Raw genomic sequence first — 16187 nt, 5'->3', positions numbered from 1 at the left:
TCAGGTGATTGTCCGATGCTGATTTTTCGAACCTTCGCGATGGCCGCGCTGCTTGCGTCAGGGTGCCTGGCAGGCCTGACGGCAATAGTTGTCCATGCCGCCGTCGACGATAAGCTTCCGGTCGGCCCTTCGGCAGGCGACATGGTGCTGTCCCCGTTCTATCGGTGGTCCGATGCAATGCCCGCGCTGCCCGGTGTCGTTCTGAAAAAAGAGCCGCTGGCATTGCAGGAAACGATGCCGACCGCCTCGCAAGCGATGCGCATCCTCTACAGCTCCACCGACCAACGCTGGCAGTCGGGGCAGGTCCCCGTGAGCGGGGTGCTGTTTCTGCCGAACGTTGCGCCACCGTCCGAAGGTTGGCCGCTGTTGGCTTGGGCACACGGCACCGTGGGCATCGCCGACCGCTGCGCCCCCTCATGGACGGGACTGCGCGAGCGCGACGCGGCCTATATCAATCGCTGGTTGGAACGTGGGTTTGCGGTGGTCGCGACGGACTATCAGGGCTTGGGCGGTCCGGGACCTCATCCCTATACGTTCTGGCAGGCGGAAGGCCGCTCGATCCTGGATGCCATTCGGGCCGCCCGGACAATCGGCCCCCAGGTGATTTCCGATCGCGTGTTCCTGGCCGGGCAGTCGCAGGGCGGAGGCGCCGCGCTGGGCGCAGCGATACTCGCCGAGACCTACGCGCCGGAGCTCAATATCCTCGGCGCGGTGCTCACGGCCCCGAACAGCACCTTTCCCGACGGCCCCGTGGCGTTGCCGGCGCGCCAATCCAACACGGTATTTTTATCGTTGGCCTCCGGTGGCCTGCGGGAAAACGCGCCGCGGATCGAAGATCTGCTGACGTCGAAAGGCCTTGCACTGCTCGAAGTCGCCCGAGAGGGTTGTACCCGTGAAATCGCCCGCAAATCACGCGAGCTACAGGTCGAGTCCGTGTCAGAGCTTCTGACCGTCACACCCGACATCCTGGATGCGCTGCGCATTCCAACGACGGATATGCCCCTGGCATCGATTCCATTCCCCGTGCTGATCGCCACCGGCCAGGCGGATCGGACGATTGCGCCGCTGCGCCAGTACGCGGTCGCGGCGGCGTTATGTGCCGCCGGCAACCACGTTTCCTGGCGGCTCTATGACGGGTTGGGGCACGATGGGGTGCTGCATGGCTCGTTGAACGAGGCCTTTGCCTTCGCGCGGGCGCAACTGGATGGACAAGGTTTTGCCTCGACCTGTCGCGCCCTCGAGCGGCCCGGTCCGCCCGGTGAGCGAAACCCGCATGCGCCTTTCAATGACGATTGAGGCGGGTTACAGGCCATACGGCTATCGAGCCTTTCTGACAGGAATGTCAGGAAGCGGTCAGCCTCCGGACACTTTCGTTATCTAGACTGGAGAATGGCTTGATGCAGGTTGTGATGCCTGCCTGTCCCGCTTCCAGAGGAATTACCTGATGCGCCTGCTTATCGTCGAGGACGAGGAAAAGACTTCCTCCTATGTGCATCGTGGCTTGAGTGAACTGGGCTACATCGTCGATGTGGCGAACAACGGCATCGATGGCCTGCACTATGCGCTGGAGCTGGATTACGACGTAGTGATCCTCGATGTGATGCTGCCCGGCAAGGACGGATACGATGTGCTGCAAGGCTTGCGCGTGCACAAGAACACCCCGGTCATCATGCTATCGGCCCGAGGAGCGGTGGACGACCGCGTACGAGGGCTGCGCGAGGGCGCGGATGATTACCTGGGCAAACCCTTTTCGTTCGCCGAGCTGGTGGCACGGGTCCAGGCCCTGATACGGCGTCGCGCTGGCGACACGGCCGACTTGACGCATCTGCGCATCGACGATCTGGAAGTCGACCTGCAGGCGCGCAAGGTGACCAGGGGCGGGCTGCGCCTGGACCTGACGGCCAAGGAGTTCTGCCTGCTGAGCCTGTTGGCGCGGCACCAGGGCGAGATCCTGTCGAAGTTGATGATTGCCGAGCAGGTCTGGGACATGAACTTCGACAGTGACGCCAACGTGGTCGAGGTCGCGATCAAGCGCGTCCGGGCCAAGGTCGACGCGCCGTATCCGCGCAAGCTGCTGCATACCGTCCGTGGCATGGGTTATGTGCTGGAGAGCCGCGAGACTAATGCTCGCCAGGCCGGGCTCCCATGATGAAGCGATCGATAGCCCGGCGGCTGGCCCTGATGTTCGCGCTGGCCGCCATGCTGATCACATCGGTCAGCGCGACGTTACTGCGTTGTTCGTTGAAGCAATCGCTCAATGAGCAGATGCAGAACGAGCTGATCCTGCGCCATTCCGTGCTCGATCCGGTGCTCGCCAAGTACGACTCGCCGGCGTTCTGGGTCGGCCTGCGACAAAAGCTGGATGGCCTGACCCCGGCCGATGAACGGGTGCGCTACTGGGTCGTGGTGGATAACCCGGCCTACAGCTACGGCGGGCAGATGCCGGATGGCCAGGACTGGTCGAGGCGTCCGGATGGCTTCTCCACCCTCGAAATCGCTGACCGGGACCGTCCGATGGAACTGCTGGTCAAAACCATTCCCGCCCTGGGCAGCCGTCCTGAATTGCGATTTATCGTGGGGCTGGATTCGACGCCATTCATGAAAACCCTGGACCACTTCACCAGGATACTGATCCTGATTTCCGCCCTGGGTGTGGTACTGGTGGCGTTGCTCGGTTACTGGATTGCGCGTTTTGGCCTGGGACCCGTGAGGCGACTCAGCAGGCAGGCCAACAGCCTGCCGCCGGGCGATTCGAAGCAGCGGCTGGACACCGAGGCACTGCCGGGCGAATTGCAGGAGCTGGCGATGTCGTTCAACGGCGCCCTGGCTCGTCAGGAGGCCGCCTGGTGCCAACTCGAAGGGTTCAATGCCAATGTGGCCCATGAACTGCGAACGCCCCTGACCAACCTGATCGGGCAGACCCAGGTGGCCTTGGCTCACGGTCGGGATGTAGGCGAGCTTCAGGACCTGTTGCAGTCGAATCTCGAGGAGCTGGAGCGGCTGGGGGGCATCGTCAATGACATGCTCTTCCTGGCGGGGGCTGAAAGCGGGCAGCGGGCAACCGAGCTGAGTGATGTCTCGCTCTACGAGGAGGCCTCCAAGACCGTGGAATATCTCGAGCCCGTCTTGCACGACAAGCAACTGAGCGTGGTCATCACCGGCGATATGCGAGTCCGGATCGACCGGCGCCTGTTTCACCGTTCGCTGGCCAATCTGTTGCAGAACGCAGCGCGCTACGCGGTCCCGGCGAGCACCATCACGGTCAGTCTGGTGAGCCAGGGAATGCAGGTGGAGGTCAGCGTTTCCAATGCCGGCGAGCCCATTGACGGCGTACATCTGGAGCGTCTGTTCGAGCGTTTCTACCGTGCCGACGCCGCCAGGGCCCGAAGCGATGCGCACCACGGCCTGGGGCTCTCGATCGTGCGGGCGGTGGCGTCCATGCACGGAGGGCGCGTGTTCGCCCGCAGCCAGGACGGGTTCAATACGTTTGGATTTTCCTTGATGAACCAGGCCGTCCGCTAAGATTCCGATCCGTTTGGCGTTTGACATCTTCCTGTCAGTCGCCGGTCACCTTGACGTCAGTCACCCCTCCCTAGAGTGCTACGACCATCCCGGTGAGGACAGTCGTGGAGTCCGTTATGAACATCCGAAATGTATCGACCGCCAGCTTGCTGGCCGTTATCGCGTTGAGCAATCCGTCCCTGTTCGCCAAGGAACAGACGCAAGACCCGGCCTACGAATATGGCATGCCGCTGGACATCGCCCGGGTCATTCGCATCGAGGCGCCGGCCCCGCAAACGTGCGAGGTCGTGCGGGCCAAGATGACTTATGTGAATACGCAAGGCGTCATCGAGCGCGTCAGTTTTCTGCAATTGGCTGAGGCGTGCGCCATCCAGTAAGCGTCCGGCAATGCCGGCTCATCCTTCGAAATGGAGAATTCCCATGATGTGGATCAGCACAACAACACCCGTAGACATCAGAAACCGGCTGGTGAGGCTGGCCCGCGTGCTGGCGGCCAGCGTCACGCTGCTCAGCGTGGTGAGCGTCGAAGCCACCGACAAGGTTGCGCCGAAACCGCAATGGTCGACACGCGATATGCCGTCGCAGAAAGGCCGGATTATCCTCATCACCGGTGGTACGAGCGGTATGGGCTACGAGGATGCGCTGGCACTGTCCCGCGCAGGCGCCGAGGTCATCATTGCCGCTCGCAATCCGGAGCGCGGTGCCCAGGCCATCGCCCGGATCAGACAGGCCGTGCCTGATGCCAGGGTGCAGTTCGAAACGCTGGACTTGGCCGATCTTTCATCCGTACGCGGCCTGGCTGAAAGACTCAACCGGAGGCTGCCGCGACTGGACGTCCTGATCAACAACGCAGCCATCATGGCGCCGCCGGAGCGAGGGACGTCTGCCGATGGCTTCGAGCTCCAGTTGGCAACCAATTACCTGGGGCATTTCGCCTTGACCGGCCTGCTGGTGCCGTTGTTGCGCCAGAGCCAGGATCCTCGGGTGGTCAGTCTGTCGAGCATTGCCGCCGCTCGTGGCGCGATGAACTTCGATGATCTGCAGGCTGAGCGCAAATACGAGCCCTATGCTGCCTATGCGCAATCCAAGCTTGCTGTCCTGCATTGGGCATTCGCGCTGCAACGGCGCAGTGAGGCAGCCGGTTGGGGCATCCGCAGCCTGGCGGCGCATCCGGGTGTCGCGGTCACCGAGCTGGTCGAACGTGGCCCCGGCTTGAACAGCGAATTCGGTCAGCGGTGGGCGCAGGACCGTGACGCGTACCACTCTGCCGCGCAAGGGGCGTTGTCCACACTGTACGCAGCCACTGCGCCCGAGGCTGCCGGCGGGGCCTACTACGGTCCTATCGGCGACGAGGAAAAACGCGGCCCGCTGGGCTTAGCCAGAACGCCGACGGCAGCGACCCACGAGGCGGATGCCGAACGGCTCTGGACCGTTTCCGAACGGCTCACAGGCGTCACCTATCGCTGATGTTCCCGTTGGGCACGGGGCATATGCCCCCGTGCCTGCCCCTTGGTGCATGGCCATTCCCCAGGAGCTTCCATGAGTAGGCTTACTTATCTGCATCGGTTGAGCATCGCCCTTAACGCACGCGACGATGAACTGCGTCCGGCGCTGTGTGGGTTTCTGCTGTTTCTCTGCCTCTTCGCCGGTTACTTCATGCTGCGCCCGATCCGTGAATCAATGGGCATCGCGGCGGGTGTGGAAAATCTGCAATGGCTGTTTACTGCGACCTTCCTGGCCATGCTGGCTGCCGTTCCTTTGTTCGCCTGGCTCAGCGCCAGGGTTCCACGCCTGCGACTCGTTGACTGGGTGTATGGATTCTTCGGCATCAACCTGCTGATGTTCGTCGAGCTGTTCGAATACCAACCGGACAGTCTGTGGCTGGCTCGGGTCTTTTACGTCTGGATATCGGTCTACAACCTCTTCGTCGTTTCCGTGGCCTGGAGCCTGATGGCGGATGTCTTCGACAGTGAACAGGCCAAGCGCCTGTTCGCTTTCATCGCTGCAGGCGCAAGCATCGGCGGGCTGTTGGGACCGGCCCTCAGCGCGGCGCTCATTGGTGTCATCGGCGCTTCGGGGTTGATGCTATTGGCGGCTCTGTTGCTGGGTGCCACGCTGGTCTTGAAGCGCAGGCTCATGGCATGGCGCGAGGAGGGCGGGGCCGGGCGACCGGGTGCCGTGCCGACGCAACATCCTTGCCAGCCCCTGCGCGGCAACCCGTTCAGCGGCTTCACGGCCGTGCTCCGGTCACCCTATCTGTTGGGGATCGCCGGCTTCGTGGTGCTGTTGGCCACGGTCAGTACGTTTCTCTATTTTGAACAGGCCCGCCTGGTGAGCGAGCACTTCCCGGATCGTGAGGCGCAGGTTCGTGTCTTCGGCACCCTCGACGTGATCGTGCAGGCAGGTGCCTTGCTGTCCCAACTGTTCATCAGCGGGCGCATCGCACCGAAGCTGGGAGTGCGTGCGCTGTTGGCAATCGTGCCGTTGATCATGTGCATCGGCTTTCTGGGGCTTGCCTTGGCGCCTGGGTTCGCGTTGCTGGCGACATTGATGGTGGTGCGGCGGATCGGCGAGTACGCGTTCGTCCGGCCGGGCAGGGAAATGCTGTTCGCCTCGTTGGATGCCGAGAGCAAATACAAAGCCAAGAATTTTATCGACACTGTGGTTTATCGGGCGGGTGATGCCATGAGCGGTTGGGTGAAAAGCCTGCTCGATGTGCTGGGGCAGGGGGCCGGACTGGCGGCCATGATCGGTGCGTGTTGCGCGTTGGTGTGGGGATTGCTCGGCTGGCAGTTGGGACGGCGGGCTGATGATGGACAGGAAGAGGCGGAGCTGCACGCCAGTGTCGCCGAGACGTGAATCCTGTCGTAATCGACGAACGGCAAATTGTGACCAATAATAAAATGAGTCACAATTTGTCATCGGCCTTCAGGATGCGTAAGCTGCCCACATGAATCAATCATCATTACCTTCGCCCAGCACTCGTGGCCCAGCCGATCACGACATCCGAAACCAGATTGTCGCGGCCGCCAATGAGCACTTCAGTCAATACGGTTACGCCAAGACCACAGTGTCCGACCTAGCCAAGGCCATCGGATTCTCCAAGGCCTACATCTACAAATTCTTCGACTCCAAGCAGGCAATTGGCGAAGCCATCTGCTCCGGTTGCCTTTCGAAGATTGTCGAGGCCGTGGAACAGGCCACCCGGGAAGAGGACCTCTCTTCCACAGAGCGTTTCCGACGCCTGGTCAAGACTCTGATCACCACTGGCGTGGATCTGTTCTTCAACGACCGCAAGCTGTATGACATTGCCGCCTACTCGGCCTCGGAGCGTTGGCCCAGCTCGCAAGTCTACAACGAACGGATCAAACGCTTCGTACTGGACGTGGTGCGGGAAGGGCGCGAGAGCGGTGAGTTCGAACGCAAGACGCCGCTGGATGAGACTGTGGAGGCGATACACCTCGCGCTGCGGCCCTTCGTCAACCCGCTGCTGTTGCAACACAACCTCGATTACGTGGAAGAAGCCCCCACGCTTATCTGCAATCTGGTCCTGCGCAGCCTCATGCCCTGAGCCGGTCACGGCCGATGCGATGAGGATTGCGTTGTCTTTTTTGTGACTGTTGACACAAATGGTCACATGAATAATCATGGCGCATCTGCTTTTCGAGGGTCTGCTATGACCAGCTTCGCCCAGGTGGTGGCGCAATTCGATCCAAGTGTGCCTTTCGTCTGCCCGCCTGAATGGCGGCAGGGCCGGACCATTTTCGGCGGGCTGTCGGCGGCGCTGTCGCTGGAAGCGGTCTTGCGCGAGCGTCCCCAGGGCTTTCCTCCCTTCAAGTCCGCGCAGGTGTCATTCATAGGGCCAGTGACCCAGCCCCAGACTTTCGATGTCAGCGTGTTGCGCCAGGGGCGATCCGTTACTTCGGTATCGGTGGATTGCCTGTCCGGCGATGAGCTGGCGCTGCGCACGACATTCCTGTTCGCCCAGCCGCGGCCCAGCCGGATCGTCCACGACTCCTGGGGATGTCCAATGGTGGAAGGGCCGTCTCGATACGCCACCCTGGAGCTGGATAAGCGGATTGCGCCGGCCTGTGCCTGCAACTTCGAGATGCGCCCGGCGGGCGGTTCGCTGCCAGTGTCCGGCGCCGACAATCCGGAGCTGCTGATGTGGGTACGTCATTTGGATGCGCAAGGCGTGGACCCGGCGGTGGCGTTGATCGCGCTGGCAGACAGCTTGCCACCGGCGGCCATGACCTGCTTTACCGAACCTGCCGCCATCAGCTCTGCCTCTTGGACGATTGACCTGCCACAGCCGGCGGCGGCTGGCGAATGGTTTCTGGTCAGCTCCTTCAGTCAGCAAGCCCAGGAAGGTTATTCGTTGCAGGACATGGAGGTCTGGGACGAAAGCGGTCGGCGAGTGCTTTGGGCGCGCCAGACCGTGGCGATTTTTACCTAGTAACACATCAACTGCTCCATACCTCAGCAATTGTTTCCAGAGTCCGATAATGAAAAAAATAATGCTCAAGGCCCCGGTGGGTCTCGCTGTAATGCTGTCCACTTCCCAGGTGCTTGCCAGCGGTTTCGCGCTTAACGAGCAAAGCATCAGTGGGATGGGGGTGGGGTTTGCCGGGCGCTCTTCCTCCGCTGAAGATGCCAGTACCGTCTTCGGAAACCCGGCGGGCATGTCTCGCTTGAAGAAGGAGCAGGTCAGCCTCGGGGCGGCCACATTGTTTGCCAAGAGTGACATCAGCCAGACCCGCAGTACCTTCGGCGGCCAGGAGGACGGCGACATGGTGCCGACGACCACAATACCGATGGGGTATTACGTCAAGCCTGTGGATGAGCACTGGGCCGTTGGCGTTGGCTTCTATGTACCGTTCGGTCTGATTACCGATTACGGCAGCGACTTTGCCGGGCGTTATTACGCCAACAAGAGCGAGGTCAAGACGCTGACCTTCCAGCCGACCATCAGCTACGCCTTCAACGACAAGGTGTCGATCGGTATCGGTCCTACGATCAATCGCATCAGCGGCGAGATATCAGGGATGGTGCCAAACCCGCTCACTCCCGGCAGCAACGACGGGAAGCTGAAAAGCACCGGTGACGACACGGCGCTCGGTTTCAACGCCGGCATCCTGGTGCAGGCCACGGACCGGACTCGTCTGGGGCTGACCTACCATTCCAAGGTCAGCTATCACCTGGATGCCAAGTCCAAGCTCACCGATGGGATCTTCAGCCTGCTGGGGGTCAGCGGTACAAGCTATGACGCATCGTTGGACGTCGATACCCCGGAATCGGTGGACTTCTCGGTCACTCACCAGCTCAACGATGACTGGACCCTGTATCTGGGCAGCACCTGGACGCGCTGGAGTCGTTTCAAGGAACTGACCATCGAGAACTCGGGTCTGCCTCCGTTGCTGAGCGGGGCGCTGGGTACCATCAGCGAAGAGCAGAACTGGCATGACACCTGGGCCCATGCGATTGGCGCGGCCTACAGGCTGAACAATCAGTGGGTTCTTCGCGCCGGCTTCTCGGTCGACCAGTCACCGGCCAACAACACCGATCGTGGGCCTCGGATCCCGACCGGGGACCGCAGCGTGATCAGCCTCGGTGCCGGTTGGACTCCGGTGGACGATGTCACGATCGACGTGGCTTATTCGTACCTGTGGGAAGAGAGCGTGCGGGTCAACGATGCCTCCGCCAGCCGTGGCGCGTACAGTTCCAAATACCGGAACAGTGCGAACGGCTTCGGCGCTTCCGTCAGCTATCGTTTCTGAAACCACTGAGCCGGGAACCCATGCGGGCTCCCGGCTTCTTTTCACCCTCTCGAACATGCCCCGCCTGGTCGTCGACTCAGGTGCCCATCACCTGTGTCATCAAACGCTGGTGAAACCGTCGTGGCGTGGCCCAGGTCAACACGGTGATCGCCTTGTTGCCGAAGCCCGGTACGACGCTCATGCGGCCGGCTTGCAGCGCGCGGATTCCGGCGCGTACCACCGGCTCGGGTTGCATCATGACCATTTTCAGGGCCGGCGTGAGCTTCTGGCTGGCGCTTTGCGCGAACCCGGTGTCCGACATGCCCGGGCACAAGGCCGTCACAACGACGCCGTCGCGCTTGAGTTCCTGGTGCAGCGCTTCGCTGAAGCGAAGCACATAGGCCTTCGCCGCGCAGTACACCGAAAAGTGCTTCACACCCTGATAGGCCAGCAGGCTGGCGACCATCAGAATGTGCCCGCGTCGCCGGGCCCGCATGTCGGCCGCGAAGAGTCGCGTCATGGCCGTCAGGCTGGCGATGTCCAGATCGATCATCGCCAGGGATTGGTCCAGGGTGTGTTCCACGAAAGGGCCTTGCAAGCCATGGCCGGCGTTATTGATGAGCACGTCAATGGTGATGCCGCGCCGAGTCAATCGCTCGTGCAGTTCGATGGCCGCCGGGATCGAGGATAAATCGACCTGCTCGACGATCACCTCAATGCTGAACTGCTCGCGCAGTTGCGCCGACAGTGCTTCCAGCTTATCCAGCCGGCGGGCGACCAGGATCAGCGATTTCCCCTGTTCGGCATATTGTCGGGCGAACTCTTCGCCAAATCCGCTCGAGGCGCCCGTGATGAGTACCCAGGAATTGCCGTTGGCTTGCATGTTGCTGTGCTCCGGTGGTTTTAACCGCAAAGAAAAAGAGAAGGGCGTTTGTCAGGTCATCGAGTGGCTACAGGCTCAGGCTCAGGCTCAGGCTCGTCAGGCTGCCAGCCGCCGCCGAGGGCCCGGAATGCGGCGACGGCGGCCCGTGCCGATTCCGTTCGGGCCTGGGCCCGGGCGTCGGAAGCCTGCAGCAGCGTCTCGTCGGCGTTGAGCACATCGATCAGGCTGGCCGTCCCTTTCTGGTAAGCGATAAAGGACGATTGGCGAGCCTGGGTCAGGGATGTTTCGCCGGCGGTGAGCGTGGTGGCCTGGGCTTCTCGATTCACCAGGGCAGAGAAAGCGTTCTCGACGTCTTCAGTGGCCCGCAGCACGGACTGGCGATAAGCGGCCAGGGCTTCGGCTTCTTGTCCCTTGGCCTGATCGATCTGGGCATTGATGCGGCCGAAGTCGAACAATCTCCAGCGCAATCCCAGCGCGCCGGACGCCTGGCTGGCGCCGCCGGAAAACAGATGCCCGGCGGAAACGGTCGTAGCGCTGCCCAGCAACGCGCTGAGGGAAAATTTCGGATAGTACTCGGCGACGGCCTCACCGATGCGCGCATTCGAGGCCGCCAGGCGACGCTCGGCCACGATCAGGTCTGGCCGGCGACGCAGCAGATCGGCGGGCGTTCCCATCGCACTGATTTGGGGTGCCAAAGGGATACTGCCGGTAGGGGTCAGTTGTGGGCGGTGGGTGCCTGGCGGAGTGCCAAGCATGACGTCCAGCGCATTCATGGCGGCATCCAGACCCGTCTGCAGGACCGGTACGGTCGCCTGCACTTGGGCGAGTTCGCCCTCGGTCTGATGGACCTGGTAGCTGGCGGCGAGGCCTTTGCTGTAGAGCAACCGGACTTTTTCCAGCAGGTCCTGCTGGGTTTTGACCTGGTGGTTGGCGATATCCAGCCGGGCCTGCAGGCCGCGCAGGGTGATGTAGATGTCGGCGGTTTGCGCGGCGACGGCCAAACGGGTGGCTGCCGCACCGGCCTCGGACGCCTGGTACTCGGCCAGGGCGGCTTCGCGTCCGCGTCGCAGACCGCCAAAGATGTCCATCTCCCAGCTGGCGCCCAGGTTGAGCTCGTAGGCATTTCCATAACGATCAAAACCTGGGGTTGAATTGAGCACTTGGCCGATTGGGGTTTCGACCGATTGGTAGGTGCGGGCGGCCTGGCCACTGATGTTCCCCGACGGTAACAGCGCTGCATTGGCCGCTCCCAGGCCGGCCCGAGCCTGTGCGACCCGTGCCGACGCCTGCGCCAGGTCCAGATTCTGCTCAAGGGCCTTGGCAATGAAGTCGCTCAGCACAGGATCGCCAAAGCCCTCCCACCAAGTGACCAGGCTGGCGCGTGACGCGGCGGATCGTTGTTCGACGGCAGACTGGCCGATGAACCGATCCGACAGCGCGGCGTCCGGGCGGTGGTAGTCGGGGCCGACTGCGCAACCAGCCATCAGGCTGGCGCTCACCAGAAGAGCAAGGGGGCGAAGAGGGAGCATCAGGATTCCTCGGGGGGAAGCATGTTTTGTGACCATATTATATTATGGTCACTGCCTGTCAATTGACTCTTCAGGAACGAGTATTCTGTAGTGTGCAGGTTATAACCAGAAATGGCGGCGGTTCGCTTACGCAGGGCTAAGATTGACAGACTGTGACCATTGACAGTATTGGTCACAAGCATAAGAATGTCGCATCTTCCTCTGCTCAATAAAGGGAACCTATGCTCCGGCCTCGTCCTGCCATCCTCGCCGTTTGCTTGTTGCCTCTCGTCCTGACGGCGTGTGGCGATTCATCCACCGCCAAGGATCCGCGCACGCTGGCCCCTCTGGTCAGGGTCGCTGACGTTCGGGGTTCGTCCGATAGCTCACGCTCGTTCACCGGTGTCGTGGCCGCGCGCGTCCAGAGCGATCTGGGTTTTCGCGTGTCGGGCAAGGTGCTGGAGCGTCTGGTCGATGCCGGCCAGAGCGTCAAGAAAGGGCAGCCCCTCATGCGCCTGGACCCGGTCGACCTGGGCTTGCAGGCGCGAGCGCAACAGGAGGCGGTGACGGCCGCCAAGGCTCGGGCCAAGCAGACGGCCGATGACGAGGCGCGCTACCGCGAGTTGGTTGCCGCCGGGGCGATTTCCGCGTCGGGCTACGACCAGATCAAGGCCGCCGCCGATACCGCAAAGGCGCAGCTCAGCGCTGCCGAGGCCCAGGCCGATGTGGCCCGCAATGCGTCCGGCTATGCCGTGTTGGTCGCGGATGCCGATGGCGTGGTGATGGAAACCCTCGCCGAGCCGGGGCAAGTAGTCAGCCCAGGGCAACCCGTGGTCCGACTAGCTCGGGCCGGTCAGCGCGAAGCCGTTGTGCAACTGCCCGAGACCCTGCGCCCAGCGCCGGGCGCCAGCGCGCAGGCGACGCTGTATGGCAGTACGGCCGGGGCCGTCACGGCAAAACTCAGACTCCTTTCGGATTCGGCCGACCGTGTGACGCGTACCTTCGAAGCGCGCTATGTGCTGGAAGGTGCGCTGGCCAATGCTCCACTGGGCTCGACCGTCACCCTGCGCATCGCCGAAGCCGCCGCCCAGGGGCGGGTGCTGCAAGTACCGATTGCGGCCTTGTACGACCCCGGCAATGGCACTGGCGTGTGGGTCATTGACGGCGAGCCGGCAAAAGTCAGCTGGCGACCCGTCCAGGTATTGAGCTTGAGCGACGACGCCGCACGCGTCACCGGCCAGCTCAACGTGGGCGAACGTATCGTCGGGCTGGGTGCACATCTGTTGCATGAAGGCGAGTCCGTGCGACTGACCCAACAAGCTGACATGAAGGTCGTGGAGAACCGCCAATGAGCCTCAATTTATCGGCCATCGCCGTTCGCGAGCGCTCGATCACGATTTTCCTGATCTTCCTGATTGCTGTCGCGGGAACCCTGGCCTTTTTCAAGCTCGGGCGTGCGGAGGATCCGCCTTTCACGGTCAAGCAGTTGACCGTCATCACGGCCTGGCCGGGCGCGACGGCGCAGGAGATGCAGGACCAGGTGGCCGAGCCGCTGGAAAAACGCCTGCAAGAATTGAAATGGTATGACCGAACCGAAACCTACACCCGGCCGGGCCTCGCGTTCACCATGGTATCGCTGCTCGACCGCACGCCACCGTCAGAGGTGCAGGAAGAGTTCTACCAGGCGCGCAAGAAACTCGACGACGAAGCCACCAGGCTTCCGGCGGGTGTCATCGGGCCGTTGGTCAACGACGAATACTCGGACGTGACCTTTGCGCTGTTCGCCCTCAAGGCCAAGGGTGAGCCGCAGCGCTTGCTGGTGCGCGATGCCGAGGCCTTGCGCCAACGCCTGTTGCACGTGCCAGGCGTGAAGAAGGTCAATATCATCGGCGAGCAGGCCGAGCGCATCTTTGTCTCGTTCTCCCATGATCGCCTGGCCACCCTGGGCGTTTCGCCCCAGGACATCTTCGCCGCGCTCAACAGCCAGAACGTGCTCACACCCGCCGGTTCCATCGAAACCAATGGGCCGCAGGTTTTCCTGCGGGTGGACGGCGCCTTCGACAAACTGGAGAAAATCCGTGATACGCCCCTGGCGATCCAGGGGCGCACTTTGAAGCTTTCGGATGTGGCGACGGTGGAGCGGGGCTACGAAGACCCGGCCACGTTCCTGGTGCGCAACAACGGTGAAGAAGCCTTGTTGTTGGGTGTCATCATGCGCGAGGGCTGGAACGGCCTCGATCTGGGCAAGGCCCTGGACGCCGAGACAACCAGGATCAATGAGGCCATGCCGCTGGGCATGACCCTGACCAAGGTGACCGACCAGGCGGTGAACATCAGCTCGGCGGTCGACGAGTTCATGGTCAAGTTCTTCGTCGCCTTGCTGGTGGTGATGGTCGTCTGCTTCATCAGCATGGGTTGGCACGTCGGTATCGTGGTCGCGGCTGCTGTACCGTTGACCCTGGCGGTGGTGTTCGTGGTGATGGCGGCCACCGGCAAGAACTTCGACCGGATCACCCTGGGCTCGCTGATCCTGGCGCTCGGGTTGTTGGTGGACGACGCGATCATTGCCATCGAGATGATGGTCGTGAAGATGGAGGAGGGCTACGACCGGATAAAAGCCTCTGCCTATGCCTGGAGCCACACGGCCGCGCCGATGCTGTCCGGTACGCTGGTGACGGCGATCGGTTTCATGCCCAACGGTTTTGCGCAGTCCACCGCTGGCGAATACACCAGCAACATGTTCTGGATTGTGGGCATTGCACTGATCGCCTCCTGGGTGGTTGCAGTGGCCTTTACCCCTTACCTGGGGGTGAAGATGTTGCCTGACATCAAGAAGGTCGAGGGCGGCCATGCCGCCATCTACGACACCCCGCGCTACAACCGCTTCCGTCGGATCCTGACGCGGGTCATTGCGCGCAAATGGCTGGTGGCCGGCGCGGTTGTCACGCTGTTTGCCATCGCCATCCTGGGCATGGGGCTGGTCAAGAAACAGTTCTTCCCAACCTCTGACCGGCCCGAGGTGTTGATCGAGGTGCAGATGCCCTATGGGACCTCCATCGAGCAGACCAGCGCCACGACCGCCAAGGTCGAGGCCTGGCTGCAAAAACAGGAAGAGGCCAAGATCGTCACGGCCTATGTCGGGCAGGGTGCGCCGCGTTTCTTCCTGGCGATGGCGCCGGAGCTGCCGGATCCATCGTTCGCCAAGGTCGTGGTGCTGACGGACAGCCAGGAATCGCGGGAAATCCTCAAGTTCCGTTTTCGTGAAGCAGTGGCCGAAGGGCTCGCGCCGGAGGCCCGTCTGCGGGCGACCCAGATCGTGTTCGGACCGTATTCGCCATTCCCTGTGGCATACCGGGTCATGGGGCCTGACACGGCGAAGCTGCGCGAGATTGCCGCGCGTGTGCAGGATGTCATGCAAGCCAGCCCGATGATGAGGACCGTCAACACCGATTGGGGCCCGCTGACGCCGACGCTGCATTTCAACCTGGATCAGGATCGCTTGCAGGCGGTAGGACTGACGTCCAGCGCCGTGGCCGAGCAATTGCAATTCCTGCTGGCTGGCGTACCGATCACGGCGGTTCGCGAAGACATCCGTTCGGTGCAGGTGATGGGGCGCGCCGCGGGCGATATCCGCCTCGATCCCGCCCGGATCGAAGGCTTCACGCTGGTGGGCGCGGCGGGCCAACGGATTCCGCTGTCCCAGGTGGGCGAGGTGGATGTACGGATGGAGGACCCGATCCTTCGCCGTCGCGACCGTACCCCGACCATCACCGTGCGCGGCGACATTGCCGAAGGCCTGCAACCGCCGGATGTCTCGACCGCCGTTATCAAGCAGCTGCAGCCGATCATCGACACGCTCCCGGACGGCTACCGTATCGAGCAGGCCGGGGCGATCGAAGAGTCCGGCAAGGCCGGCAAGGCGATCCTGCCGCTGATGCCGATCATGGTGGCGCTGACGTTGCTGATCATCATCGTGCAGGTGCGTTCGATCTCGGCCATGATAATGGTGTTCTTCACCGCGCCGCTGGGGCTGATCGGCGTGGTGCCGACGCTGCTGATCTTCAACCAGCCGTTTGGCATCAACGCCCTGGTCGGCCTGATCGCACTGTCGGGGATCCTGATGCGCAATACGTTGATTCTGATCGGGCAGATCCACCAGAACGCCCGGGAAGGTCTGGATCCGTTCCACGCGGTGATCGAGGCCACGGTGCAGCGGGCCCGGCCGGTGCTGTTGACGGCACTGGCGGCCATCCTGGCGTTCATCCCGCTGACCCACTCGGTCTTCTGGGGAACGCTGGCCTACACGCTGATCGGCGGCACGTTCGTTGGCACCATCATGACGTTGGTGTTCCTGCCGGCGATGTATTCCATCTGGTTCAAGATCCGTCCTGCTGCGACCGTTCGAACCGAAACCGCGAGGCCGGTCTAGACGATTGATCGCTGGATGAATCCTGCTTCCGACCCAAATAACAGAAATGCCACTCGATGAGTGGCATTTTTTTTCGCCGAAACCGCCTG

At 62.3% G+C, this 16187-nt stretch carries 13 protein-coding genes; 11 read left to right on the top strand and 2 right to left on the bottom strand.

What is annotated here, in order from left to right; translation table 11 throughout:
- The first annotated feature begins 15 nt into the window (after positions 1-15).
- The 9 genes from LCU97_RS17720 to LCU97_RS17680 all read left to right on the top strand — a co-directional run bounded on the left by LCU97_RS17720 (position 16) and on the right by LCU97_RS17680 (position 9299).
- Positions 16-1296 (top strand): alpha/beta fold hydrolase, encoded by a 1281-nt coding sequence (locus tag LCU97_RS17720; RefSeq protein WP_232777337.1) that lies wholly within the window; start codon positions 16-18, stop codon positions 1294-1296.
- Between the two features lie 148 nt (positions 1297-1444).
- Positions 1445-2149: a heavy metal response regulator transcription factor gene (locus LCU97_RS17715; protein WP_053153951.1), complete on the top strand. Its 705-nt coding sequence runs from the start codon at positions 1445-1447 to the stop codon at positions 2147-2149.
- Positions 2146-3522 carry a heavy metal sensor histidine kinase gene (locus LCU97_RS17710; protein WP_232777336.1) on the top strand — a complete coding sequence of 459 codons (1377 nt, stop codon included), beginning with the start codon at positions 2146-2148 and terminating at the stop codon, positions 3520-3522. Before LCU97_RS17715 ends, LCU97_RS17710 begins: the two co-directional genes overlap by 4 nt.
- 116 nt (positions 3523-3638) lie before the next feature.
- Complete coding sequence (locus LCU97_RS17705; protein WP_053153947.1) at positions 3639-3899, top strand: DUF2790 domain-containing protein; 261 nt, start codon at positions 3639-3641, stop codon at positions 3897-3899.
- A 46-nt stretch (positions 3900-3945) separates the two neighbouring features.
- Positions 3946-4989, top strand: coding sequence for an oxidoreductase (locus LCU97_RS17700; RefSeq protein ID WP_408636414.1), 1044 nt, complete (start codon positions 3946-3948; stop codon positions 4987-4989).
- A 72-nt stretch (positions 4990-5061) separates the two neighbouring features.
- Positions 5062-6381 (top strand): NTP/NDP exchange transporter, encoded by a 1320-nt coding sequence (locus LCU97_RS17695; RefSeq protein WP_232777334.1) that lies wholly within the window; start codon positions 5062-5064, stop codon positions 6379-6381.
- 91 nt (positions 6382-6472) lie between these two features.
- Positions 6473-7093 (top strand): TetR/AcrR family transcriptional regulator, encoded by a 621-nt coding sequence (locus LCU97_RS17690; RefSeq protein ID WP_232777333.1) that lies wholly within the window; start codon positions 6473-6475, stop codon positions 7091-7093.
- Between the two features lie 105 nt (positions 7094-7198).
- Positions 7199-7978, top strand: coding sequence for a thioesterase family protein (locus LCU97_RS17685; RefSeq protein WP_232777332.1), 780 nt, complete (start codon positions 7199-7201; stop codon positions 7976-7978).
- Between the two features lie 49 nt (positions 7979-8027).
- The gene (locus tag LCU97_RS17680; protein ID WP_232777331.1) at positions 8028-9299 is read left to right on the top strand and encodes an OmpP1/FadL family transporter; all 1272 of its coding nucleotides are present in this window, start codon (positions 8028-8030) and stop codon (positions 9297-9299) included.
- Between the two features lie 76 nt (positions 9300-9375).
- Here the strand turns inward: LCU97_RS17680 and LCU97_RS17675 are convergent, their stop codons facing one another.
- Positions 9376-10161, bottom strand: coding sequence for an SDR family NAD(P)-dependent oxidoreductase (locus tag LCU97_RS17675; protein ID WP_232777330.1), 786 nt, complete (start codon positions 10159-10161; stop codon positions 9376-9378).
- Between the two features lie 56 nt (positions 10162-10217).
- On the bottom strand, positions 10218-11690 hold the full coding sequence (locus LCU97_RS17670) for an efflux transporter outer membrane subunit (protein WP_232777329.1): 1473 nt from the start codon (positions 11688-11690) through the stop codon (positions 10218-10220).
- 221 nt (positions 11691-11911) lie between these two features.
- Between LCU97_RS17670 and LCU97_RS17665 the strand changes: the two genes are divergently transcribed.
- Together LCU97_RS17665 and LCU97_RS17660 are read left to right on the top strand one after the other, a co-directional pair.
- Positions 11912-13021: an efflux RND transporter periplasmic adaptor subunit gene (locus LCU97_RS17665; RefSeq protein ID WP_053153925.1), complete on the top strand. Its 1110-nt coding sequence runs from the start codon at positions 11912-11914 to the stop codon at positions 13019-13021.
- Positions 13018-16098, top strand: a complete 3081-nt coding sequence (locus LCU97_RS17660) for an efflux RND transporter permease subunit (protein ID WP_232777328.1) — start codon at positions 13018-13020, stop codon at positions 16096-16098. Before LCU97_RS17665 ends, LCU97_RS17660 begins: the two co-directional genes overlap by 4 nt.
- Positions 16099-16187: the final 89 nt, after the last annotated feature.

This window comes from Pseudomonas uvaldensis, from assembly GCF_021271205.1.
Classification (GTDB): Bacteria; Pseudomonadota; Gammaproteobacteria; order Pseudomonadales; family Pseudomonadaceae; genus Aquipseudomonas; species Aquipseudomonas uvaldensis.
This window is presented reverse-complemented; position numbering and strand designations above follow the sequence as displayed.

What these genes read in the sequence shown, in the direction of transcription:
- LCU97_RS17720 (WP_232777337.1), top strand. Translation starts at nt 16, where the DNA reads ATGCTGATTTTTCGAACCTTCGCGATGGCCGCGCTGCTTGCGTCAGGG.
- LCU97_RS17715 (WP_053153951.1), top strand. Translation starts at nt 1,445, where the DNA reads ATGCGCCTGCTTATCGTCGAGGACGAGGAAAAGACTTCCTCCTATGTG.
- LCU97_RS17710 (WP_232777336.1), top strand. Translation starts at nt 2,146, where the DNA reads ATGATGAAGCGATCGATAGCCCGGCGGCTGGCCCTGATGTTCGCGCTG.
- LCU97_RS17705 (WP_053153947.1), top strand. Translation starts at nt 3,639, where the DNA reads ATGAACATCCGAAATGTATCGACCGCCAGCTTGCTGGCCGTTATCGCG.
- LCU97_RS17700 (WP_408636414.1), top strand. Translation starts at nt 3,946, where the DNA reads ATGTGGATCAGCACAACAACACCCGTAGACATCAGAAACCGGCTGGTG.
- LCU97_RS17695 (WP_232777334.1), top strand. Translation starts at nt 5,062, where the DNA reads ATGAGTAGGCTTACTTATCTGCATCGGTTGAGCATCGCCCTTAACGCA.
- LCU97_RS17690 (WP_232777333.1), top strand. Translation starts at nt 6,473, where the DNA reads ATGAATCAATCATCATTACCTTCGCCCAGCACTCGTGGCCCAGCCGAT.
- LCU97_RS17685 (WP_232777332.1), top strand. Translation starts at nt 7,199, where the DNA reads ATGACCAGCTTCGCCCAGGTGGTGGCGCAATTCGATCCAAGTGTGCCT.
- LCU97_RS17680 (WP_232777331.1), top strand. Translation starts at nt 8,028, where the DNA reads ATGAAAAAAATAATGCTCAAGGCCCCGGTGGGTCTCGCTGTAATGCTG.
- LCU97_RS17675 (WP_232777330.1), bottom strand. Translation starts at nt 10,161, where the DNA reads ATGCAAGCCAACGGCAATTCCTGGGTACTCATCACGGGCGCCTCGAGC.
- LCU97_RS17670 (WP_232777329.1), bottom strand. Translation starts at nt 11,690, where the DNA reads ATGCTCCCTCTTCGCCCCCTTGCTCTTCTGGTGAGCGCCAGCCTGATG.
- LCU97_RS17665 (WP_053153925.1), top strand. Translation starts at nt 11,912, where the DNA reads ATGCTCCGGCCTCGTCCTGCCATCCTCGCCGTTTGCTTGTTGCCTCTC.
- LCU97_RS17660 (WP_232777328.1), top strand. Translation starts at nt 13,018, where the DNA reads ATGAGCCTCAATTTATCGGCCATCGCCGTTCGCGAGCGCTCGATCACG.